General features: G+C 70.5%; 20 protein-coding genes and 1 riboswitch. Of the genes, 12 read left to right on the top strand and 8 right to left on the bottom strand.

Features of this window, described 5'->3' with window-relative positions; genetic code table 11:
• Positions 1-131: 131 nt before the first annotated feature.
• The 4 genes from ACFY3D_RS02165 to ACFY3D_RS02150 are packed head-to-tail and all read right to left on the bottom strand — an operon-like array spanning position 132 to position 4,378.
• Positions 132-1,820, bottom strand: coding sequence for a cytochrome bc complex cytochrome b subunit (locus ACFY3D_RS02165; RefSeq protein WP_389973746.1), 1,689 nt, complete (start codon positions 1,818-1,820; stop codon positions 132-134).
• A complete protein-coding gene (locus tag ACFY3D_RS02160) occupies positions 1,820-2,932 on the bottom strand; it encodes a Rieske 2Fe-2S domain-containing protein (RefSeq protein ID WP_389973743.1) in 1,113 nt (370 codons plus the stop codon). The genes ACFY3D_RS02165 and ACFY3D_RS02160 overlap by 1 nt, the downstream gene beginning before the upstream one ends.
• The gene (locus ACFY3D_RS02155; RefSeq protein ID WP_350947474.1) at positions 2,929-3,744 is read right to left on the bottom strand and encodes a c-type cytochrome; all 816 of its coding nucleotides are present in this window, start codon (positions 3,742-3,744) and stop codon (positions 2,929-2,931) included. Before ACFY3D_RS02155 ends, ACFY3D_RS02160 begins: the two co-directional genes overlap by 4 nt.
• A 16-nt stretch (positions 3,745-3,760) precedes the next feature.
• On the bottom strand, positions 3,761-4,378 hold the full coding sequence (locus ACFY3D_RS02150; protein ID WP_350947475.1) for a heme-copper oxidase subunit III: 618 nt from the start codon (positions 4,376-4,378) through the stop codon (positions 3,761-3,763).
• 195 nt (positions 4,379-4,573) lie between these two features.
• Between ACFY3D_RS02150 and ACFY3D_RS02145 the strand changes: the two genes are divergently transcribed.
• The 3 genes from ACFY3D_RS02145 (at position 4,574) to ACFY3D_RS02135 (ending at position 7,110) form a co-directional block, all read left to right on the top strand.
• Positions 4,574-4,972 (top strand): hypothetical protein, encoded by a 399-nt coding sequence (locus ACFY3D_RS02145; RefSeq protein WP_350947507.1) that lies wholly within the window; start codon positions 4,574-4,576, stop codon positions 4,970-4,972.
• 30 nt (positions 4,973-5,002) lie between these two features.
• Positions 5,003-6,067 carry an anthranilate phosphoribosyltransferase gene (gene trpD / locus ACFY3D_RS02140; protein WP_389973740.1) on the top strand — a complete coding sequence of 355 codons (1,065 nt, stop codon included), beginning with the start codon at positions 5,003-5,005 and terminating at the stop codon, positions 6,065-6,067.
• Positions 6,068-6,159: 92 nt separating this feature from the next.
• Positions 6,160-7,110: a sensor histidine kinase gene (locus ACFY3D_RS02135; RefSeq protein WP_389973737.1), complete on the top strand. Its 951-nt coding sequence runs from the start codon at positions 6,160-6,162 to the stop codon at positions 7,108-7,110.
• Between the two features lie 247 nt (positions 7,111-7,357).
• Here ACFY3D_RS02135 and ACFY3D_RS02130 read toward each other — a convergent pair whose 3' ends face one another.
• From ACFY3D_RS02130 to ACFY3D_RS02120, 3 genes are all read right to left on the bottom strand, one after another.
• Complete coding sequence (locus ACFY3D_RS02130; RefSeq protein WP_350947478.1) at positions 7,358-7,645, bottom strand: Lrp/AsnC ligand binding domain-containing protein; 288 nt, start codon at positions 7,643-7,645, stop codon at positions 7,358-7,360.
• Positions 7,646-7,700: 55 nt separating this feature from the next.
• Positions 7,701-9,425: a DEDD exonuclease domain-containing protein gene (locus ACFY3D_RS02125; RefSeq protein WP_389973734.1), complete on the bottom strand. Its 1,725-nt coding sequence runs from the start codon at positions 9,423-9,425 to the stop codon at positions 7,701-7,703.
• A 202-nt stretch (positions 9,426-9,627) separates the two neighbouring features.
• Positions 9,628-10,758 carry a phosphotransferase family protein gene (locus ACFY3D_RS02120; RefSeq protein ID WP_389973732.1) on the bottom strand — a complete coding sequence of 377 codons (1,131 nt, stop codon included), beginning with the start codon at positions 10,756-10,758 and terminating at the stop codon, positions 9,628-9,630.
• 178 nt (positions 10,759-10,936) lie between these two features.
• Between ACFY3D_RS02120 and ACFY3D_RS02115 the strand changes: the two genes are divergently transcribed.
• The 8 genes from ACFY3D_RS02115 (at position 10,937) to ACFY3D_RS02080 (ending at position 19,874) form a co-directional block, all read left to right on the top strand.
• On the top strand, positions 10,937-12,259 hold the full coding sequence (locus ACFY3D_RS02115) for an NYN domain-containing protein (protein ID WP_389973729.1): 1,323 nt from the start codon (positions 10,937-10,939) through the stop codon (positions 12,257-12,259).
• Positions 12,260-12,359: 100 nt separating this feature from the next.
• Positions 12,360-12,992: a hypothetical protein gene (locus tag ACFY3D_RS02110; RefSeq protein WP_389973726.1), complete on the top strand. Its 633-nt coding sequence runs from the start codon at positions 12,360-12,362 to the stop codon at positions 12,990-12,992.
• Between the two features lie 310 nt (positions 12,993-13,302).
• Entirely contained in the window at positions 13,303-14,253 is a 951-nt protein-coding gene (locus ACFY3D_RS02105) for an NlpC/P60 family protein (protein ID WP_389973723.1), read from the top strand.
• A gap of 232 nt (positions 14,254-14,485) precedes the next feature.
• Positions 14,486-15,184 (top strand): class I SAM-dependent methyltransferase, encoded by a 699-nt coding sequence (locus ACFY3D_RS02100; protein ID WP_362895676.1) that lies wholly within the window; start codon positions 14,486-14,488, stop codon positions 15,182-15,184.
• Between the two features lie 337 nt (positions 15,185-15,521).
• A riboswitch (cyclic di-AMP (ydaO/yuaA leader) is annotated at positions 15,522-15,681 on the top strand.
• Between the two features lie 82 nt (positions 15,682-15,763).
• Positions 15,764-16,336 (top strand): C40 family peptidase, encoded by a 573-nt coding sequence (locus tag ACFY3D_RS02095; RefSeq protein WP_389973720.1) that lies wholly within the window; start codon positions 15,764-15,766, stop codon positions 16,334-16,336.
• 294 nt (positions 16,337-16,630) lie between these two features.
• Entirely contained in the window at positions 16,631-17,479 is an 849-nt protein-coding gene (locus tag ACFY3D_RS02090; protein ID WP_389973717.1) for a hypothetical protein, read from the top strand.
• Entirely contained in the window at positions 17,476-18,753 is a 1,278-nt protein-coding gene (locus ACFY3D_RS02085) for a M48 family metallopeptidase (RefSeq protein ID WP_389973714.1), read from the top strand. The genes ACFY3D_RS02090 and ACFY3D_RS02085 overlap by 4 nt, the downstream gene beginning before the upstream one ends.
• A complete protein-coding gene (locus ACFY3D_RS02080) occupies positions 18,750-19,874 on the top strand; it encodes a glycosyltransferase family 4 protein (protein ID WP_389973711.1) in 1,125 nt (374 codons plus the stop codon). The genes ACFY3D_RS02085 and ACFY3D_RS02080 overlap by 4 nt, the downstream gene beginning before the upstream one ends.
• A 244-nt stretch (positions 19,875-20,118) precedes the next feature.
• On the opposite strand, the gene ACFY3D_RS02075 is transcribed toward ACFY3D_RS02080, so the two are convergent.
• Positions 20,119-21,912: an AMP-dependent synthetase/ligase gene (locus tag ACFY3D_RS02075; RefSeq protein ID WP_389973708.1), complete on the bottom strand. Its 1,794-nt coding sequence runs from the start codon at positions 21,910-21,912 to the stop codon at positions 20,119-20,121.
• A 220-nt stretch (positions 21,913-22,132) separates the two neighbouring features.
• On the opposite strand from ACFY3D_RS02075, the gene ACFY3D_RS02070 reads away from it, so the two are divergent.
• Entirely contained in the window at positions 22,133-22,900 is a 768-nt protein-coding gene (locus tag ACFY3D_RS02070) for a metallophosphoesterase (protein ID WP_389973705.1), read from the top strand.
• Positions 22,901-23,007 lie beyond the last annotated feature (107 nt).

The raw sequence follows: 23,007 nt of genomic DNA, 5'->3' as shown, positions 1-23,007 counted from the left end.
CCGGCGGTTCGTGGACATCATCCCGTGAACGACCCGCGAGCGACCTCGCGAACGACCCCGAACGACAAGGGGCCCGGACACCGTGTGGTGTCCGGGCCCCTCGGGTGGCCGGTGGCGCAGGCCGTGACGGATCAGCGGGTCAGGGACTTGTCCTCGCCGCTCTTGCCGACCGTCGCGTGCTCCTCGTGGCTCCCGTCGCCGATGGCGCCGTGACCCTCGCCGTGGCCGTGGCCGTCGTCCAGCGGGATCTTCTCGCCGCCGTACGCCGCGCTCATCTTGGCGCGGAGCCGGCCGAGCGGGCCGCGCATCCCCTTGGAGGGGATGTCGTCGCGACCCTTCGGACCCGCGCCGTCTCCGGAGACGATCGGGACCGCCTCCTTGCCCCGCATGTGGGCCTCGATCGCCTCGTGCGGCGGTACGTGGACCTCGATGTACTCGCCGTGGGGCAGCCGCTTGATCACACCGGACTCGACACCGTGGCCGATGATCGCCGCGTCGCTGCGCTGCAGGCCGAGGCAGATCCGGTAGGTGACGATGTAGGCGATCACGGGACCCGCGATGACCAGGAACCGGCCCGCGTAGGTCGTCCAGTTCAGCGAGATGTGGAAGAACGCGGAGATTTCGTCGTTGGCGCCCAGCAGCCACAGCACGCCGTAGAACGTGACCGCCGACATGCCGATCGCGGTGCGGTGCGGGTTGTTGCGGGGACGCTCCACGACGTGGTGCTCGCGGCGGTCCCCGGTGACCCACTGCTCGATGAACGGATACAGCGCCAGGCCCGTCATCACGATGCCCATCGGCACCAGGGCCGGGATGAGCACGCTCATCGCGATCGTGCCGCCCCCGGTGCCGAAGAGGTTGAGCTCCCAGGCGGGCATGAGGCGCAGCGAGCCTTCGAGGAAGCCCATGTAGAAGTCGGGCTGCGAGCCCGCCGAGATGTCGGCGGGGGTGTAGGGACCGTACAGCCAGATCGGGTTGATCTGGGCGAAGGTGCCCAGCAGCGCGATGACCCCGAAGGTGAACATGAAGTAGGCGCCGGCCTTGATCATGAAGGCCGGGTAGAACGGCGCGCCCACCACGTTCTCGTTGGTGCGGCCCTTGCCCGGCATCTGCGTGTGCTTCTGGACCCACATCAGGATCATGTGGGCCGAGATGAGCGCCAGCAGGATGGCCGGGATGAGCAGGATGTGGATCGAGTAGAAGCGGGCGATGACGTCCTCGCCCGGATACTCGCCGCCGAAGAGGAAGAACGTGAGCCAGGTGCCGATCAGCGGCAGCGAGATCGCCACACCCTCGGTGATCCGCAGACCGGCGCCGGAGAGCAGGTCGTCGGGGAGGGAGTAACCGGTCAGGCCCGCGAGCAGCGCCAGCGTCAGCAGCAGCACGCCGATCAGCCAGTTGAACTCACGGGGCTTGCGGTAGGCGCCGGTGAAGAACACCCGCAGCATGTGGACCATCATGCCGGCGATGAACAGCAGAGCCGCCCAGTGGTGCATCTGCCGCATCAGCAGACCGCCGCGCACGTCGAAGCTGATGCTCAGCGCCGAGGCGTACGCCTCGGACATGACGACGCCCTGCAGAGGACCGTAGGACCCGGTGTACTCGACGTGGCCCATGCCGGGCTTGAAGAAGAACGTCAGGAACGTGCCGGTCAGCAGCACGACGATGAACGAGTAGAGGGCGATCTCACCCAGCAGGAACGACCAGTGGTCGGGGAAGATCTTCCGGAGGTTGCGCCGGAGGAAGTTTCCCGCGCCGATACGGTCGTCGACGTAGGTGCTCGCGCCCTCGATGGGCTTGGGAACGGTCTCCATGCTCATTACTGTTGGGCTCCGTTCTCACGGACCTCGGCCTCGGCGTCGCCGCGCTCCCAGAAGCTGGGGCCGACGGGGACCGGGAAGTCCGCCGTTGCGACGAGGTATCCCTCATTATCGACGGCGATCGGCAGCTGAGGCAGGGGCCGGGCGGCCGGGCCGAAGATGACCTTGGCGCCGTCGGCGGCGTCGAAGGTCGACTGGTGACACGGGCACAGGATGTGGTGGGTGGTCTGCTCGTACAGGGCCGCGGGGCAGCCGACGTGCGTGCAGATCTTGGAGTACGCCACGATCCCGTCGTGTGTCCAGTTCAGGTTAGTGCCTGATTTGAGCTCCTCGGGACGGAACTTGATCAGGATCAGTGTGGCCTTGGCCAGCGCGTTCAGGTCGTGCTCGTATCCCTCGGGCACCACGGAGAGGATGCCGCCCGGGGAGTTGAAGTCGGCGGCCCTGATGGGGGAGCCGCTTCCCTCGACGATGAGCTTGCGCTGCTTGCCGTCCTTGGTCTTCTCTCCCCAGACGGTGTGCCGGAGCTTGGCGGGGAAGTCCGAGTAGCTCGGGCCGAGGTCGCGCAGCAGGACCAGCGGGGCGAGACCGAGGGGGGCGGCGGCGAGCAGCAGGGTGCGGCGCAGCAGCGGGCGCTTGAGGATGCCGCTCTCGTTCGCGCCCTGCACGAAGGTCGTGCCCACGTAGGACCTGGTCCCGGAGTCGGAGGCCATCGGGTGGCGCTCCTGGATCAGGTTGTACTTGGGCATGACCATGCGGGCCCAGGTCGTCATGCCCGCGGCCAGCCCGAGCAGCGCGAGCGTGAGCGAGGCGCCCAGCGCGAGGTTGGAGACCTGCGTGGTCTCGAGGTCGCCGACCTGGAAGACCACGTACGACACCACGAAGCCGATGCCGCCCAGGAAGGCGACGAGGAAGCACAGGGCGGCGTATCGCTCGCCCTTCTTCGCGGTCGCCTCGTCCTGCGGGGTCACACCGGGAACCTGGACGGACTCAGCCCTCCTCGGCTCCTCATGGCCGAGAAGGGAGGTGCTCGCCGCCGGGGAGGGGGTGCCGATCACGCGCTTGGGCGCGCGCTCCTCCGGCTGCTCGATGTCGTGATTGTTGTCAGTCATTTGGCCTGTCGCCTCTTCGCGGTGATCCAGATGGCGGCCAGGGAGAGGAGGCTGAGGCCGACGATCCAGGCCACCAGACCCTCCGTGACCGGGCCGATGCGGCCGAGACCGGCGCCACCCGGGTTGGGCTCCTCACGCACGCCCACGATGTAGGCGATCATGTCCCGCTTCTGCTCGGGGGTGATGATGCTGTCGTTGAACACCGGCATCGCCTGCGGACCGGTGATCATCGCCTCGTAGATCTGCCTCTCGGTGGCCTCGTGCAGCGGCGGTGCGTACTTGCCCTGGGTCAGGGCGCCGCCGGAGCCGACGAAGTTGTGGCACTGGATGCAGTTCGCGCGAAACAGCTCGCCACCCCTGGCCTTGTCGCCCTTGGAGGCGTCGACCTGCTCGTCGGTCGGGATGGTCGGGCCACCGCCGAGTGACTGCACGTAGGCGGCGAGCTGCCGGACGGTGTCCTCGTTGACCCAGGGCGCCGGGGGCTTGCGCGGTGCCTGCGCGCCGGGGTTGGCCAGGGGCATGCGGCCGCTGCTGACCTGGAAGTCCACGGAGGCGGCGCCGACGCCGATCAGGGTCGGACCCTGGGCGGTGCCCTCGGCGTTGAGACCGTGGCAGCTGGAGCAGCTCTGCTCGAAGAGCTTCTTGCCCTCCGCCACGTCGTCGGCCCTGCCGGAAGCGATGGCGGCGTCGGCCTGCCGGCTCGGAGAGATCGAGAGCACGACGGTGTAGACACCGCCTATCAGGCCCAGGGCCAGGAGCAGGACGGCGTATCTCGCGAGGGGATGCCGCCGCCCAGCGGTGATCCTATTCACAGAGATCCCCGATTCCTTAGTGAATGCCATAGATGGTTACGAAAAGTCCGATCCAGACCACATCGACGAAGTGCCAGTAGTAGGACACGACGATCGCGCTGGTCGCCTGCTCACGGGTGAAGCGCTTCGCGGCGTACGTGCGTCCCAGCATGAACAGGAACGCGATCAGTCCACCCGTCACGTGCAGGCCGTGGAAGCCGGTGGTGAGGTAGAACACGGAGTCGTACGCGGAGTGCGACAGCGTGTGCCCCTCGTGGACCAGCTCGCTGTACTCGTACAGCTGGCCGGCCACGAACACGGAGCCCAGCACGAAGCTGACGATGTACCAGAAGCGCAGCTTGGCGACCTGGCCCTTCTCGGCCGCCCACACGCCCAGCTGGCAGGTCACACTGGACAGGACCAGGATGATCGTGTTGCCCAGGGCGAACGGGATGTTCAGGTGGGCCTCGGGCCAGGGCAGTCCCTGGCCGATGCTCACCGACCGGATGGTGAAGTACATCGCGAACAGCGCCGCGAAGAACATGAGCTCGGAGGACAGCCAGACGATCGTCCCGACGCTGACCAGATCGGGCCGGCGGGACGAGTGTGCTGTCGTCGTCGTTGAAATTGCGGATGCTGTCGCCACGGGCAGCATTATTGCGGCTCTCCTGCTCGGGTCGCCGCACGACCCCCCGTTAGGGGGTGCATACGCCCCCTCAAAGTGGACGTATAGGGCAATTTTCTCGGCGCTGGCTCCGGCCTGGGTCTCCGGAGCGGCCGACCGGTAGCATCCCAGGTGACCATACATCGACGAGGGATAGTGAGCGCGACCGTGAGCACCGACGACAAGATGAGGGTTCTCGTCTACAGCGACGACGCGAGCACCCGCGAGAAGGTGCGGCAGGCGATCGGCCGCCGCCCCGCCGGAGACGTGCCCCTCGTGGAGATCGTGGAGTGCGCCACCCACGCCAAGGTCGTCCAGCACTTCGACTCCGGGGAGATCGACGTCGCAGTGCTCGACGCCGAGGCCCAGCCGGCCGGGGGCATGGGCGTGGCCCGCCAGGCCAAGGACGAGGTCCACGACTGCCCGCCGATCTGCCTGCTGATCGCCCGCCGCGACGACCGCTGGCTCGCCGAGTGGTCGCGCGCCGAGGCCGTCGTGCCGCAGCCGATCGACCCGGTCGTCCTCGCCGAGACCGTCGCCGACCTGATGCGCCGCCGCTCCTCCACCCGCCTGTCCGCCCGCTAGCCCCTCGGAACCCCCCTGGAGAGACCTCTGATGGACGCGCGCACCACCTGGCCCGCGCTGTTGTCCGCCCTGCTCGCGGGCGAGCACCTGACGGCCGACGAGACCGCCTGGGCGATGAACCAGATCATGTCGGGCTCCGCCACACCCGCCCAGATCGCGGGCTTCGCGGTGGCGCTGAGGGCGAAGGGCGAGACGGTCGCGGAGGTGACCGGCCTGGCGCGCACGATGCTGGAGCGGGCCACCCCGCTCTCGGTCGCCGGTCCCGTCGTCGACGTGGTCGGCACCGGCGGCGACCGGGCACACACCGTCAACGTCTCGACCATGGCCGCGATCGTGGCCGCCGCGGCGGGGGCGAGGGTCGTCAAGCACGGCAACCGGGCCGCCTCCTCCTCCTGCGGCGCCGCCGACGTCCTGGAACACCTCGGGATCGTGCTCGACCTCGCCCCGGCCGACACCGCGAGGGTCGCCGTGGAGGCCGGGATCGCCTTCTGCTTCGCGCCGGTCTACCACCCGGCGCTGCGCTTCGCGGGCCCGCCGCGCAAGGAGCTCGGCATCCCCACGGTCTTCAACTTCCTCGGCCCGCTGACCAACCCGGCCAGGCCCGCGGCCCAGGCGATCGGCATCTTCGACGAGGGCATGCTCCCCGTCGTCGCGGGCGTCTTCGCCGAGCGCGGAGTCTCCGCCCTGGTCTTCAGGGGTGACGACGGGCTGGACGAGCTCACCATCGCGACGACCTCCACGGTCTGGGTGGTGCGCCAGGGCGTGATGGAGAAGGTGGTCTTCGACCCGGCCGCCCTCGACATCCCCAGGGCGGCGCCCGACGCGCTGCGCGGGGGGGACGTGGAGTTCAACGCCCAGGCCGTCCGCGACCTGGTCGGCGGCAAGACGGGACCGGTCCGTGACGCGGTGCTGCTGAACGCCGCCGCCGCGCTGGTCGCCCTCGACGGCGCGGGCGAGGGGGCGGGCGCCGGTGACGACCTGAACGCCGCGATGGCCGCGGGCTACCAGCGCGCGACGCGGGCCGTCGACTCCGGCGCCGCCGCCGAGACCCTCGACCGCTGGGTCGAGGTCAGCCGGGCGCTCGCGCCGTCCTGACCCTCGATCGACAGGTCCTCCCCTCTTGGGCGGATGGAAGATCCGCCCAAGAGAGGATGTGTCGCCGAGGGGGGCCGTTCTAGATTGCGGCCATGTGGCGTGTTGACCCCTTGGACGAGCAGGTGCTCCCCATCCTGCTGTCGTGCGCGGCGCTCGCACTGGGCGTGGCCGTGGCGAGCCTGGTGTGGGAGCGCAGGCTCCTGCTGCTGAGGCTCAGGTCCTGGGAGGCCAGGTTCGCCGACCAGGGGGAGGCCCTGGCCGGTGCCCAGCTCGCGCAGCGGCGGGCACGCATCGCCCGTGAGCTGCACGACGTCGTCGCCCACGGGATCAGCATGATGACCCTCGGGGTGGGCGCCGGACGGATGATCATGGACAAGGATCCCGAGCGGGCCAGGCAGACCCTGCGGGTGGCCGAGGAGACGGGACGCCAGGCACTCGTCGAGCTTCAGCGCACCCTCTCGTTGCTCGACCTCGACGGACCCTCGACCGGCAGGGCACCCCAGCCCAGACTGTCCGACCTTCGTGACCTGCTCGCCGAGGTCGGGGAGAAGGGCCTGCGGGTGGACGTGGTCGAGGACGGCAGGCCCGCCGAGGTCGGGCTCGCCCTCGAACTGGTGGCCTACCGCATCGTCCAGGAGGCGCTCGCCAACACCCTGCGGCACGCCGGTGCCCGTTCGGCCCGCGTCACCCTGCGCTGGCGGCCGGGTTTCCTCGACGTCCTGGTACGGGACGACGGCAGGACCGTCCCCTCGGCCGCCGCGGGGCACGGCCTGCTCGGCATGCGCGAGCGGGCCACCCTGTTCGGCGGGACGCTGGCGGCGGGGACCCTGCCCGGTGGTGGGTTCGAGGTGCGGGCGAGATTGCCCACCGCGGGCGAGGTGGGAGGCCGCACGGGTGAGGCGGACGAAGGGGACGTCACCGTCGTCGGGCCGCTCCGGGGATTCGCCGGGGTCGGCGAGCCGGACGAGGACGACACGGTCCCGGTCTCGCGCCCCGCCTCGGCCCGTACGGGGGAGGATGCCTCAAGCCCCGGCACGGGGTGAGGATGCCGCCGGGCCCGCTGCGCGTTCTGCCTCGGCCCGTACGGGTGGGGATGCCGCCCTCTCCGGTCCCGGCAGGGGGTGAGGGATCCGCAGGGCCCGCCCCACGCGCCGTTCCGCCCGTACGGACGAGGACGCGGCCGTCCGTGGGAGGCCGGTACGGGCAGAGGATGCCGGGCCTGCGCTCCGGCTCGGCCCGTGCGGGCCGAGGTCATACCCCGGCGGGAGGTGCTCGCCTACATCGTCTCCGTCAGTCGGACTCGCCGAGGCCGATCGAGAAGGCGGCGTCCAGGTCGTGCCGCGAGTAGGCGCGGAAGGCGACGTGGGTCTCGGTGTGCAGCACCCCGTCGACCTTGTTGATCCGGCCGGGGACGACCTCGGCGATCTCCTCGTAGGAGGTGACGCGGACCATGGCCATCAGGTCGTACTCCCCGGTTATGGAGTAGACCTCGCTCACCCCGTCGATCTCGGCGACCGTCTGGGCGACCTCGGGGATCCGGTCCACCTCGGCGTTGATGTGAACGATCGCGGTGACCACGAGCTTCCTCCTCGTTGAGTGCGGCTTGCCGCCTCAGAAGCTATCAGCGCGGCCGTCAGCGCAGCGGGCGGCCCTCACGTGCCCTGCGCGGCTCGGCCGTCTGGTAGGCGCGGTCGATGCGGGCCTTGAGCCGGCCCGCGCCGGAGACGGGCAGGCTCCAGGTGCCCTCCACCTGCACCAGTCGCACCCCCGGCGACTCCAGCCAGCGCAGGACGCACTCCGTCTCCTCCGCGCTGGCGGCGTGGACCGGCCCGGGCCCTCGCGCCACCGTCTCCGCGGTGGCGGTCAGCGCCTCGACGAACGGGGTGGGGTGGGCGCCTCTCGGCATCACCCCGGCCGAGGCGAGCCGCCCGTAGCGGACGACGTGGATCTCCCAGGCGCCGTCGGGCAGGGGGGCGGCGGCGACCATCTGGGAGATCGTGGTCAGCGATCGCAGCCGTTGCATGCGGGCCGAGGTGCGGACGTAGGAGGCGAGCCGGTCGCGGTCGGCCGCGGCCTCCTCGTAGCGCTGGTCCAGGGCGAGGCGCTCCATCCTGGCCTCGATCGCGGAGAAGACCGGGGCCGCGTCCAGCTCCATGGCCCGGCGGGCCGCCACGACGTGCACGGCGTACTCGTCCGGGCTCTGGCGGCCCTCGCACGGCGCCCCGCACCTCCCGATCTCGGCGAGGGCGCAGGCGGAACGCCTGGTGCGCGGGGTGATCCGTTCGGTGCACTGCCGCAGCGGGACCGTCTCGTGCAGGGCCGTGCGGGCGTCCTCGGCGGCGCGGACGCTGTTGAACGGGCCCAGGTAGGAGGCCGCGTCGTCCTTGACCTCGCGGACGACCGACAGGCGGGGGAACGGCTCGTCGGTCAGCTTGAGCCAGAACATCTTCTCGGGGAAGCGCGACCTGCGGTTGTAGCGGGGCTTGGCCGAGCCGATCAGCCGCAGCTCCCTCACCTCGGCCTCCAGCGAGGTCGCGCAGCCGATGGTCCGCACCCTCGCGGCGATGCCGATCATCTCGCGGACGCGGGGCCTGGTCTCGCTCGCGGTGAAGTAACCGCGCACGCGGTTGCGCAGGTTGGTGCTCTTGCCGACGTAGAGCGGGTCACCGCCCTCGTCCTCGAACACGTAGACGCCGGGACCCGCGGGAACCGCGTCGGCCAGGTGCCGCTTGCGACGCTGCTCGGGGGTGGGAGCGCGGACGAAGCCCTTGAGCTCCTCCAGCGTCCGCACCCCGAAGGAGCCCGCCCGCTCCAGCAGGGCGTGCAGCACGTCGACGGTGGCCTGCGCGTCGGCGAGCGCCCGGTGGCAGGGCTCGGTGCCGCTGAAGATCCTGGCCAGGGTGGACAGCTTGCAGTTGGGCGCCTCGTCACGGGTGAGCAGCTTGCGGGCGAGATCGACGGTGTCGACGACCTGGTGGGCCGGCGGGGGATACCCGTGCGCGGCGCAGGCCGCCTTGAGGAACCCGAGGTCGAACCCCGCGTTGTGCGCCACGAGGGTGGAACCCGTGGCGAACTCCAGGAAGGACGGCAGCACCGACTCGATCCTCGGCGCGGCCACCACCATGCTGTCGGTGATGCCCGTCAGCACCGAGATGAACGGCGGGATCGGCGAGCCGGGGTCGACCAGGGTGGCGAACTCGCCGAGCACCTCGCCGCCCCTGACCTTGACGGCGCCGATCTCGGTGATCGCGTGCTCGCCCGCGGAGACGCCGGTGGTCTCCAGGTCGAACACGACGAAGGTGACCTGGCTGAGCGGGGTGCCCAGCTCGTCGAGTGTTCCCTGTACGGCGTAGTCCACGATTCACGACCATAGAAGCCTCGACCGACATTTACCGCACCGGCCCCTTCCGCGCCCGGTGCGCGCCGGGCGCGGGGAGAGCCCGCGGCCTCCACGGATCCGCGAGGGCCTCCGACGGGCCTTCGATCGGGCCTCCGACGGGCTTTCGAGTGCCTTCACGAGTGCCTTCAGGGGGACTTTCACGGGTGTTCTCTCCGGGGCCTCAGCCCCAGTGGCTTCCGTCCAGCATCCGTTCGAGGGTGGCCCGGTGCATCACCAGGTCGTCGGGATCGCCCGGCATGACCCGCTCGCCGAAGTGGATCCTGCGGTGCTCGATGCGGGCCATGATGATGCCGTGCCTGAGGGCGGCGTACGTCTCGTAGAACTCCATGTCCCGAGGCTTGTATCCCGTTATTTCGTAGTACGTCTGGCACACATCCTCGCGCCGCATGAAGTCCGGCATCCCCGGCAGCTCCATGAACTCGGTGATCTCCTGGAAGAAGGCGTGCAGGAAGATCATCCAGGAGATGTCCAGCTCACGGGGGCCGATCGCGGCCATCTCCCAGTCGAGCACCGCCACGGGGGTGAAGTCCTGGTACATCACGTTGCCGATACGGGCGTCACCCCAGTTCAGCACGTCGGGTCCGGGATCCGCCGGCCAGTGCTCCTCCAGCCAGGCGAACGCCCGCTCCAGCAGCGGCACGGGCATGGAGCCGTGCGCCCACTCGTAGTAGGCCCGCTGTTCCTCGACGTGCCTGCGCAACGCCGTTTCGCCCGTCCCCGGGCTCCGCAGGGGGCGTAGCTCCTCCGCGGTGAAGCGGGCGTCGTGCAGCGTGGCCAGGATCTCGACGCTGCCGCGCTGCAGCCGGTCGCGGTCGGCGGGGGAGGCGTCCAGCAGCCGGCTCCCGAAGGTGTAGGGCATCACGTCCGGCGGTATGTCGCCGGTGAGCCGCTCCATCACGAAGAACGGGGCGCCCAGCGGGCCGGGGTCGGGCTCGTACCACAGGGTCCGGGGCGCGAGCACGCCCGCGCGCTCCCTCGCCAGCCGCATGACCTCGTACTGCCTGCCGAGGTCGTAGCCGGGGAAGACCGGGACGGCCTCGTCCGCCGGGGCCATCCTGGCGACGCACGGAAGGTCGTACCCGCCCTCGGCCGAGGTCCAGGAGGCGTCGAAGAACAGGGTCTCGCTGGACATGCCGTTGTTCAGGGGACGGGAAAGCGGAGAGATCGTGACCGGGCCTCCCACCCTCAGGGAGAGCCACGACCTCATCCGCTCGCGTAACTCCCCGAGGTCGCGGGTCGAGGTCCGTATCTTCTCGCTCCGCCGGTCGTGCTCGTTCGTCGGCTCATGCATCGCGCTCTCCCGGGTGGCGTACGTCACAAGGTGATCCGCACAGTCGTAACCCAGCAGCAAGCGCTTGTCCATAAAGCGTTCACGGCCTCGTCGATCACCGGCCCACGTACGGTCAGGTCGGGGTCACGGTGCGGTAGCCGTACCCTTGACGGGAAGACCGATCCGAGTAGGGGCCGTGATGAGTTCAGCCGGAGAGGGCCTGTCTCGTCCGTTACCCGAGCAGGTTCGCTTACACGTCGTGGAGCTGGCCGCCCAGATCCTCGGTTCGATGCCTGCGGCCTCGGTGCCGCTGCCGCTGAAGGGGATCGCCAGGTTCGATCCCCGCAAGAGGGCCAGGCTGGGCGGCGCCCCGATCGCCGCGCAGCTGGAGGTCGACAAGAAGTTCCGCGAGCTGGTCGCGGAGACGCTGACCGCGGGCTGGCCCGAGCTGGTCGCGAGCCTCGCCGAGGGCACGGTCCCGCCGGCGGCCGAGCCCGTCATGGTGGCCGCCGCCGCATACCTGACCAGGCCGCCGGGCTGGGCGGACATGGTGGAGGCGGCCCGCGCCGAGCTGGAGAGGTCGGCCGTCGCGGCCGAGGGCTCCGCCCAGGAGCAGACGGTCTCCCGGCTGCGCGAGCAGCTGGCCGCCCAGAAGGCCGCGGCCAAGGAGGAGTCCGAGCGGCTGCGCGAGCAGCTCAAGACCTCACGTTCGGAGGTGTCCGACCTGCGCCGCAGGCTGCACGAGGCCCGCGAGCGGACCAAGGCGGCCGAGGCGCGTGCCGCCGCGGCCCAGGAGGTGGCCGACGAGGCCAAGGCCGCCGCGCTCTCGGCGGGCAGCACCGTGGAGAGCGAGCTGCGGCGCCTGCGCGAGCGGCTCGCCGACGCCGAGCGGCAGCTGGAGTCGACGCGCAGGGCCGCGCGCGAGGGCCGCAGCGTGGAGGACACCAAGGTCCGGATGCTGCTCGACGCCCTGCAGGACGCCGCCGCCGGGCTGCGCAGGGAGCTCGCCCTGCCCTCGGGCATCCACCGTCCCGCCGACTCGGTCGCCTCGGTGGCGCCGGGCAGGCAGGGGGTCCAGGCGGTTCCCGCGCGGGCGCTCGCCGACGACGACCCCGCCCTGCTCGACCAGTTGCTCGCGCTGCCGCAGATCCATCTGATCGTCGACGGCTACAACGTGACCAAGGCCGGTTACGGAACGTTCACCCTGGCCGACCAGCGAAGCCGCCTTCTCACCGGTCTCGGCGCGCTCTACGCGCAGACCCGCACCGAGCTGACCTGCGTCTTCGACGGCGCCGAGCTGAACGGGCCGGTCCCGGTGTCGGCACCCAGGGGGGTGCGCGTGCTGTTCAGCGCCCCGAACCAGATCGCCGACGACCTGATCCGCCAGCTGGTCCGCGCCGAGCCCGCGGGACGCGCGATCGCGGTGGTCTCCTCGGATCGCGAGGTGGCCGAGTCGGTGCGCAGGATGGGCGCGAGGCCGGTGCCCTCGGTGCTTCTTCTCAGACGTCTGGGCCGCGCGTAAACCTTTTGAGGTCGTTGGGCATCGGATCACCCAGGAGGCTCGATTCGTTGACTTTCTCCCCACGGCTGAAGGCGGGGGCCTCCGTGCTGAAAGGGTCCAGATGAAGAAGATCATAACGCTCGCCCTCGCCGTCCTGGCCGCAGGGGCGACCGTCACCACCCCCGCGACGGCCGAGGCGGCCGCCATTCCCAGAGGTTTCCTGCTGTACGAGAAGGACGCCGCCAAGAAGGACAACGATCCCGAGACCAACTGGACGGTCGGCAACTCGGCGAAGGCCAGGCTCGCCGTCAACCCGTGCGACAGGCGCACGCTGGCCGCGACCGGCCGCGTGGCCGCCCGGACGGTGACCTTCACCGGTGTGCCGGACTTCATGAAGGTCGAGCAGGTGATCCTGTACGGCTCACCGGCCTCGGCCGCCTCGGCCGTCGCCCAGGTGCGTGCCGCCCTGGTCAAGTGCGCGGCCAAGACCGACTCCGGCGCTAGTTACCGCTACGCCTCCTCGCGCCTGACCGGACTCGGCGACGAGGCGCTGAGGATCTCCGGCCAGGTCTACTACGGCAGGAAGGCCGGGGTGGGCGGTGACCGGAGCGTGCTGGTCAGGAAGGGCAACGCCGTCCTGGTCTATCTCTGGGCGGGGGAGTACGACAAGCCGGGGAAGGGCGACTGGAGCGTCCAGTTGCGCGACGCCAGGAGGATGACCGCCAAGATCTGCGACATCGCCGCCTGCGGGTAGTGCGACCGGAGTACCGGCGGGGGTGCTTCCCGCGGCCGGGACACCACCTGTTCCCAAGGGACGCTTCCCGCGGTGCCCCCCTGCGGCCGAGGTGTCGCTCCTGACAGGGCCGTCTCCCGCGGCCGACGACGCCCTCCGGGGAGAAAACCGTCGGCCGCGGGTAAAGCGGTCACCTGCGAACAAGGAGCAAACCCGGTGAAAAGGTGAGTCAACCATTACTTCTTCTGTACTATTCGCCGCAGGTCTGGTGCAGTCGGGAGGCGTTGACGTGGCCGTGGCGGGTTTGCCGGTTGGACTGATTCGGATACCGGTGGCGGTAGGGCTCGCTCTCGCGCTGTTGACGATGCCGGTGAGCGGAGCGTCCGCCCAGCTGAGGCCGACCCCCGCCGAGGCGAAGAAGAAGCTGGAGAAGCTCAACGAGCAGGCCGACCAGATCGTCGAGAAGTACAACCAGGCCTCGGAGAAGTGGAAGCGGGCCAGGAAGAAGTACGGCGATCTGAACGCCGATCTGACCCGCCAGAACAAGCAGGTCGCCGGGCTGCGCAAGGAGCTCGTCTCGATGGCCGTCAGCAGCTACCAGGTCGGGTCGATCAACGGCTGGGAAGGCATGATCTACCAGTCCGACCCCGGTGCCCTGCTGAGCGGCCTGGCGGCCGCCGACCAGATGTCCACCTCCCGCGCCCAGTCGCTGAACGCCTTCGACGAGGCCACCAAGGCGCTGCGGATCGGCCGGGACGAGGCGAAGAAGGCCCTGGTAGAGGCCGACGAGACGCGCGACGAGCTGGCCGAGGAGAAGGCCAAGGCCGAAAAGATGGTCAGGGCCCAGACGAAGCTCCTGCGCGAGCTCAACGCCTTCAAGGTGGGCAACCCGCAGAGCACCGGCGTCCAGTACACCGGCTCCGCCTCGGGCAACGCCCGGGCCGCCCTGCAGTTCGCCTTCGCCCAGATCGGCAAGCCCTACCGGTACGGCGGCACGGGTCCCAGCGGCTGGGACTGCTCCGGCCTGGTCCAGGGCGCCTGGCGCAACGGGGGAGTCTCCCTTCCCCGGACGACCTGGGAGCAGTGGAGCTGGGGTGCGAGCCGCAAGGTCTCCCTGAGTGACCTCCAGCCCGGCGACCTCATCTTCAGCGAGGGCCTCGGCCACGTCAGCATGTACGCGGGCAACGGCCAGATCGTGCACGCCCCGCAGACGGGCGACGTCGTCAAGACCGTCCCGCTGTCGTCCTACGGGCGCCGCATCGTCGGAGCCGTCCGCCCCTGAGCGTTGCCCCCGCAGCGTTGCCCCGCAGCGTTGTCAGTGGCCGTCAGTGGCCGCCATGGCCCCCGGTGGTGCCCGGTGCCCCAAGCCGGTCCCCTGGTGCTCCCTGTGGCTCAGCGGCTCCACGGCGGCTCCGTCCGCAGTGGCCTGCGAGGCGACGGCGCGGCTCCCGCGCCGGGTGAGGTGCCGGAAAAACCGGATGTGCCGGGCGCGGTGCTGCTGCGAGCATCGGAACATGATCAAACCATGGATACCCGACGAGCTCGCGTACGCCGGACCTGAGCACCTCGACGCCGCGTTCGTCGCCGGGTTCGACCGGAAGCAGGGCAGGCCCGACCCCGAAGAGGACCTCGCCGTGCTCGCGAGGCACGGCGTGGGGGAGAGCGCGACGGTGGTGGAGTTCGGCGCGGGGACCGGACAGTTCGCCCTGGCCGCGGCGCGGCGGTTCTCGCGGGTGGTGGCGGTGGACGTCTCCCCGGCGATGCACGACTTCCTGGCCGCCCGTGCCGCCGAGAACGGGCTCTCCGCCGTTGAGTGCGTGCGGGCGGGCTTCCTGTCCTACGAGCACACCGGGCCGCCCGCCGACGCGGTCTACACCCGCCACGCACTCCATCAGCTCCCCGACCTCTGGAAGGCCGTCGCGCTCGACCGCGTCGCGCGGATCGTACGGCCGGGGGGCGTCCTGCGCCTGCGTGACCTGATCTTCGACTTCCGGCCGGACGAGGCCGACGCCGTGTTCGGCCGCTGGCTCGACGGCGCGGCGGACGACCCCGCGCTCGGCTACACACGGGAGGACTACGCCGAGCATCTGCGCACCGAGTACAGCACCTTCAGATGGCTGCTCGAACCGATGCTCGACGCCGCCGGCTTCGAGATCGTCGAGGCGGACTTCCAGCAGTCGATCTACGGGGCCTACACCTGTGTCAGACGCTGAGAGCGTCCGCGACCGCCCGGGAACGATCCATCCTCACCGGATCGCAACGAGTGTGACGAACATTACGAAACCGTGATCTGTCCGGCTTGATGTGAAAGATGTGACGAGAGTCATATCTCATTAGCATAAATAGCCATTAAGCAGGGATAACGGGAAGATCAAGATGGGTGCCGGCTCTCCCGGATTTGGGGAATGCTTTGCCGAACGTTGGGGATCGGGGTAACTTCTGGCGTCGCGACGTGCGAGCCACGCCGTCGCGGCGAATGTCGGTCTTCGGGCCGGTTCCCTTATAAGAATCCAGTCGGCCGCCGTGCCCCCGGTCGGGGGTGGAGATCATTACGGCGGCCCGCCGAATCCATGCAGCCAGGAGGTATGGAACCGGGGACCCAAAAGGCCCAGCACGCTGCGGCCAGGGGTGAATCGGCATGTTTATGCCGTAGGGCATCTTCCAAGCCCGAATCCGTCAGCTAACCCGGTAGGCATCAGTGGAAGCCTCAAGGAGAAATCCTGTCCAGCACCCTGCACAACCCTCGTCTGTCGCGCCTTTTCCGCCTTTCCCTCGGCGGTATCGCCCTCACGTTGACCGCCTCAGCCGGAGCGGTCACCCTCGGGCCCACGGCGGCGCAGGCGGCGGACGGTCCCCCCGAGATCCTGGTCAACGGCGCGGCCGGCGTCTCTGAGAAGACCGAAAGCACCACCAAGACCGTCACTCAGGCCTCGGCCTCGGCCACAGCCACGGCGAAGGCCAAGGTGAAGGCCAAGGCCAAGATGAGCAAGGCGGCACGACAGAAGGTACGGGCCGGTAAGGCGGTCTCGACGGCCAAGAAGCAGATCGGCACCCCTTACCGCTGGGGAGCCTCCGGGCCCGGAGCGTTCGACTGCTCGGGGCTCGTCCGGTACGCCTGGAAGAAGGCGGGTGTGTCCCTCCCCAGGGTCACGCACAGCCAGTACAGGGCGATCAAGAAGAAGGTCTCGTGGAGCAAGCTGCGCCCCGGTGACCTGATGTTCTTCAGCGGGAAGGGCCACGTCGGCATGTACGTCGGCAAGGGCAGGATGGTCCACTCGCCGAGCAGTGGCAAGACGGTTCGTGTCGTGAAGCTGGCGGGCTACTACAAGTCCTCCTTCGCCGGAGCGGTACGGCCCGGAGCCTGAGCCCGCGCCCGGGTGGGGGACCCGGGACCGCGTCGAGCGCGGCTCCCGAGACCCGAACCCGAACCCGAGCGCCGGATCCGACCCCGAGCCCGAGCGCCGGACCCGAGCACGGTGCCTGAGCACCGCGCCCGAGTACGGGAGCCCGAGCCCGCGTCCGGGCACATGCCGGAGGCGCGTCGAAAGCACGTGCCGAAAGCACACGCCCGAGCACGGAAAAGCGGCCCCGGCCCTCCACCAGGAGGGCCGGGGCCGCTCCATGCCGGTCGAGATGCCGGTCAAGTACCATCGGCTCGTATGTCCGTCCCGAAAGGGCGCCGCGCCGTGCTCGCCGGGATGCTGGCGCTGATGAGCGCCGGTCCGTTCGCCGGGACGGGCCCCCTCCTGGCCGGAGCCGCCCCGCTCCTCCCGCACGGCCCGTACGACGCCCGGCGCCTCCTCCGGGACCCGAGCGACCTCCGCGACCTGTGGCCGGGTGCCGCCGTCACCGTCAGGGGCGAGCACTCCCTCGTGATCGGCCACGGCGTCCCCGACGCCGTCCTGCGGGATCTGGCGGCGAGGGCCGACCGCGCCCGCGCGACGATCGCGGAGATCTGGGGGCCGGTCTCCGCGGTGATCCTCTTTCCCGCCGGCGACGCCGAGGCCGCGACGCTCGCCGGAGCCGGCAGCACCCGCGGCCTGGCCGCGATGGCGACCGCGGACCGGGTGATCGTCCTGCCCTCGGGATACGCCAGGCTCACCGAGACCGGCAGGGACGTGGTGATCACCCACGAGCTCGCCCACGTGGCCACCGGCGCGAGCCGTGGTGGCCGGGTGCCGATGTGGCTGTCGGAGGGCTTCGCCGACTACGTGGGCTACCGCGACGCCGGGATCGCGGTGCGCACGGCCGCCGCCGAGCTGGCCGCCGAGGTGCGCGCGGGCGTCCTGCCCGAGCGCCTGCCGGGACCGGCCGACTTCGCTCCCGGGGCGCCGAGGCTCGCGCAGGCGTACGAGGAGGCGTGGCTCGCCTGCCGGTTCGTCGCGGAGCGCTTCGGGGAGAAGGCGCTGGTGAGGCTCTACGGTAGCGATGTCGGGAGCGCGCTCGGCCTGTCGCCGGCCGAGTTCACCGCATCCTGGCGCGACTACCTCGGGAAGGAACTCACGTGACGCTGAGCACGAAGGACGCGCCCTCGGGCGTGCGGTCGGCGGGATGGGCGACGGCCGGCCTGGGGGCGGTCACGCTGGCGGTCGTGGCGTTCACCACGCCCTGGAGGGTGCTGCCCGACGGAGCTCCGCCCGTCACCCCCGATCCGGCCCGCGACTTCACCGCCGAGCAGATCGCCAGGGCCGAGACGTTCGACGCGCTGGTCAGCCTTCCCGGCTACCTGTCGCTCGGCCTGACGCTGGTCGTGGCGGGGGTGCTGATCGCCACCCCGCTGGGCGCGCGGCTCGTCGACCGGCTGCCGGGGCCGTGGTGGCTGCGGACGCTGCTCGGCGTGCTGGCGCTGTCGGTGGCCGTGGCGATCCTGCGCTGGCCCCTGGGGATGTGGTCGGAGGGCTACCTGCGCGACTTCGGGCTGTCCACCCAGGCCTGGCCCGCGTGGGCGGCGGACCGGGCCAAGAGCACCGGCATCGGCGCCGGGCTGACCGCGATCATGGTGGTGGCGGTGATCGGCCTGGCGCGACGCTACCGGCGCTGGTGGATCCCCGCGGCGGCCGGGGCGTTCGTCCTGACCGTCGCGGCCTCCTTCGCCTACCCGGTGCTCATCGAACCGGTCTTCAACGACTTCAGGCCGCTGGAGGCCGGGCCACTGCGCGACGACCTGCTCGCGATGGCCGACAGGGACGGCGTGCCGGTCGAGAACGTGCTCGTCGCCGACGCCTCCCGGCGGACCACCGCGCTCAACGCGTACGTCTCCGGATTCGGCGCGACCCGCAGGATCGTGGTCTACGACACGCTGCTGCGCGCGCCCGCCGACGAGGTCGAGCTGGTGGTCGCGCACGAGCTGGGCCATGCCAAGGCGGACGACGTGCTGTGGGGCACCCTCGTCGGCGGCCTGGGCGCGGCGTTCGGGGCGTGCCTGCTGTACGTGGTGACCTCGGCGGGAGGCGTGCGGCGCAGGGCCGGGGTCACCTCACTCGGCGACCCGAGGGCGGTGGGACTGGTGATGGGGGTGCTGAGCCTGGCCACGGTCCTGTCGGGGCCGGCCCAGAACCTGGTGAGCAGGCATATCGAGGCCCGCGCGGATCTGCACGCGCTGGACCTGACGAGGGATCCCGCGACGTTCGTGGCCATGCAGAAACGGCTGGCATTAACCAATATTTCGGATTTGTCGCCTGATTTCGTTGAGTATGTACTTTATGTATCGCATCCCACGGCACCGCAGCGCATCGCCATGGCACGTTCCTGGGCCGGGCTGAACGGCCTCCCCGAGCCGTGAGCCGCACGCTGGTCGTCACGAACGACTTCCCGCCCCGCGCGGGAGGGATCCAGTCGTTCGTGTACGGTCTCATCGCCCGACGCCCGCCCGGCTCGGTCGTCGTCTACGCGCCCCGGTGGACCGGCAGCGCGGCCTTCGACCTGCGCCAGCCGTATCCCGTCGTACGGCACCCCACCTCGCTGATGCTGCCCACGCCCGCCGTCGCCCGCCGGGCCGCCGAGCTGGTCGCCGAGTTCGGGTGCGACACCGTGGTCTTCGGGGCGGCGGCGCCGCTCGGGCTGATCGCGCCCAGGATGCGCGAGGCCGGGGCCCACCGCGTCGTCATGGTCACCCACGGCCACGAGGCGGGCTGGACCGGGATACCGGTCGGCCGCCAGGTGCTCGCCAGGATCGGGGCGAGCGCGGACGTGGTCACCTATCTGGGGGAGTACACCCGGCGCAGGCTGGCCGGGGTGATAGCCGAGGACAAGCTGGTCCGGCTCGCTCCCGGCGTCGACACCGAGGTCTTCCACCCGGGGGCCGGGGGAGGGCGGGTGCGCGCGAGACTCGGCCTGGGAGAGCGGCCGGTGGTGGTCTGCCTGTCCAGGCTGGTGCCGCGCAAGGGGCAGGACACGCTCCTGCGGGCCTGGCCCGGCGTGCTCAGGGACGTGCCCGGCGCGGTGCTCCTCATCGTCGGCGGGGGCCCGTACCGCAGGACCCTGGAGCGGCTGGCCCGGCCGCTGGGCGGCTCGGTCAGGATGACCGGCCCCGTGTCCGAGGCCGAACTGCCCGGCTACCTCGCCGCGGGCGACGTGTTCGCGATGCCGTGCCGCACCCGCCTGGGCGGCGTCGACGTGGAAGGGCTCGGCATCGTCTACCTGGAGGCCTCCGCGAGCGGCCTGCCCGTGGTGGCCGGCTCCTCGGGCGGCGCCCCCGACGCCGTACTGCGCGGGGAGACGGGCCTGGTCGTCGACGGCACCCGCCCGCGGGAGGTCGAGGCGGCCCTGATCGGCCTGCTCAAGGACGGGGCCGGGGCGCGTGCCATGGGGGAACGCGGGCGCGAGTGGGTGGCGCGCGAGTGGAGCTGGGATCTCGCGGCCTCCCGCTTCGCGCGCCTCCTGGAACCGGCGGAGACCCCCTGACGGCAGAGGGGCTCCGCGAGGACCTGCCTCCTGGCCGTGCAGGGGCCGCTGAGACCTCTGGCGGTGGAGAGACACGCGGCCCTGGGGCCGTGAAGGGATCCCGCTGAGACCCCTCGTGAGAGGTCTCAGATGGGCATCCGGCCGTGAGCGGGGCCGCGCGGACCTCTCAGCCGTAGAGGGATTCGACGGGGACCTCTCGTGAGAGGCCCCAGCGGGCATCCGGTTGTAAGCGGGGCCGTGAAGATCAGCCGTAGAGGGATTCGACCTGCTTGGCGAAGTCGCGCATCACGATATTGCGCTTGATCTTCAAGGTCGGGGTAAGGTGCCCGCTCTCCTCGTTGATGTCGACGTCGAGGATGACGAACTTCTTGATCTGCTCGGCCTTGGAGACGGACCTGTTGGCGCCGTCCACCGCCTTCTGCACCTCGGCGACGATCGCCGGATCGGAGCTGAGGGTGGCGAGGTCCGCGCCGGTCCTGTCGTTGGCGGCCTTCCACTGCTCCAGGGCCTCGACGTCGAGCGTGATGAGCGCCGCGACGAACGGCCTGTCGTCGCCGACCACCATCGCCTGGCTGATCAGCGGGTGGGCCCGGATGTGGTCCTCCATCGGGGCCGGGGCGACGTTCTTGCCCGCGGCGGTGACGATGATCTCCTTCTTCCTGCCGGTGATGCGGAGATAGCCGTCCTTGTCGAGCTCGCCGATGTCGCCGGTGTGGAACCAGCCGTCCGCGTCGATCGCCTCCGCGGTGGCCGCCTCGTTGTTCCAGTAGCCCTTGAAGACGTGGCGCCCCTTGACGAGCACCTCGCCGTCGTCGCCGATGCCGATGGTGACGCCGGGGAACGGCTTGCCGACGGTGCCGATCTTGTTGGCTCCCGGCATGTTGACCGAGGACGGCGCGGAGGTCTCGGTGAGGCCCCAGCCCTCCAGGGTCTCGATGCCCACGCCGCGGAAGAAGTGGCCGAGCCGCTCGCCGAGGGCGGAACCGCCGGACACCGCCGTCGTCAGCCTGCCTCCGGTCGCGGCGCGGATCTTGCCGTAGACGAGCTTGTCGAACAGGGTGTGCTTGAGCCGAAGGCCCAGCCCCGCGCCACCCGCCGACTCGGCCCTGCTCCAGGCGACGGCGGTGTCGGCCGCGGCGTGGAAGATCTTCCCCTTGCCCTCGGCGGTCGCCTTCTGCTCGGCGCCGTTGTAGACCTTCTCGAACACACGGGGCACGCCCAGCAGGAACGTGGGCTTGAAGGCCTGCAGGTCGGGGGCGACGTTCTTCATGTTGGGGGTGTGCGCGAGGATCGTGGCCGTCTCGATCAGCACGATCTCGATGATGCGGGCGAAGACGTGCGCGAGCGGCAGGAAGAGCAGCGCCGCCCTCTCCTCCACGACGAACAGCCGCTCCAGCGGGCCTTTCGCGACGTTCCTCGCGGTGAACAGCAGGTTGTCGTGGGTGAGGCTGCAGCCCTTGGGCCTGCCGGTGGTCCCCGAGGTGTAGACGATGGTCGCCAGGTCGGCGATGCCGCGACTCGACCTGCGCTCCGCGAGCGTCTCGTCGGTGACCTCGGCGCCGAGCGCGGTGAGCTCCTCCAGGGCGCCGCCCTCGATACGCCAGATGTGCTTGAGGCCGGGCAGGCCGGACGCGTCCTCGCGGATCGTCTCCTCGTGCGACTCCAACTCGGCGAACACGGCCTTCGCGCCGCTGTCGGAGACGATCCAGGCGACCTGGTCGGCGGAGGAGGACTCGTAGATCGGCACGCCCACCGCGCCCGCGGTCCAGATCGCGTAGTCGATCACGGTCCACTCGTAGCGGGTGCGCGACATCAGGGCCACCCGGTCGCCGGGCTCCACCCCGGCCGCGATCAGGCCCTTGGCCACCCCGGCGACCTGGTCGCGGAACTCACGGGCGGTGACGGCGATCCAGTCGTCGCCGACCTTGCGCCGCAGGGTGACGACGTCGGGCTCCTCCTCCGCGCGCCGGAACACGGTGTCGGTGAGGTTGGCGGAGGCGGGGACATCCACCAGCACGGGGACGCTGTACTCGCGCACGGGTCACTCCTGGAGACGCACGATCGATGGGCTGTCTGGAAGTTATCGCGATAAGTTACGTGTGGGTAAATTCGTCACCCAGGCGTTATGAAGACTGATTTCACCGTAGCAAGTACCGTCGCAGCGGACCGTCGGCCGCGCCGTACGCCTTCACGCCGGGCTCACGCCCTGCGAGGTTCATCCCATATGGCCCTACTCGTTGGTGGTGAGGATGCCTGACATGCGGGTTCACGTCGTCAGTGACGTACACGGAAGAGCCGACGCGCTGGCCCGCGCGGGAGACGGCGCCGACGCGCTCATCTGCCTGGGCGATCTCATCCTGTTCGTCGACTACGAGGACCACTCCCAGGGCATCTTCGCCGAGCTCTTCGGGGCCGAGCGGGCGGGGGAGTTCATCGCGCTGCGTACGGCCAAGCGGTTCGAGGAGGCGCGGGCCATGTCCTCCGCGCTGTGGGCCTCGCTGGAGGGCGACCCGCGCGACCACATCGAGCGCTCCGTCCGGCGGCAGTACGGCGAGATCTTCGCCGCGATGCCGACCCCCGCGTACATCACCTACGGCAACGTGGACCTGCCCGTCTACTGGCCGGAGTACGTCAGGGAGGGGCACCGGGTGCTCGACGGCGAGACCGTGGAGATCGGGGGGCTGCGGTTCGGCTTCGTGGGGGGCGGGCTGCGCACCCAGTACCGGACCCCGTACGAGATCGACGACGAGGAGTTCGCCCGCAAGGTCGAGGCCGTCGGCGAGGTCGACGTGCTCTGCTGCCACATCCCTCCCGCGATCCCCGAACTGCTCTACGACGTGGTCGCCCGGCGCTTCGAGCGGGGCAGTGAGGCCACCCTGGAGATGATCAGACGGACCCAGCCGCGCTACGCCCTGTTCGGCCACGTCCACCAGCCCCTGGCCGCCCGCACCCGGATCGGCAGGACCGAATGCCTCAATGTGGGGCACTTCAGAAACAAAGGCGTCCCCTACGTGCTGGAGCTGTAGCCGATCCGGCGCCGGACGGGCGCCTCGGGGGCGGCTTCCCGTCGTCGGGTTCCCGTCACCGGCCCGTCACCGGCCACCGCCGTCGTGGTGTCCCCACCTGGCCACGC

Source organism: Streptosporangium sp. NPDC000509 (assembly GCF_042898365.1).
GTDB lineage: Bacteria > Actinomycetota > Actinomycetes > Streptosporangiales > Streptosporangiaceae > Streptosporangium.
Note: the sequence above shows the minus strand (reverse complement) of the source record. Positions and strands in the feature narration are given on the sequence as shown.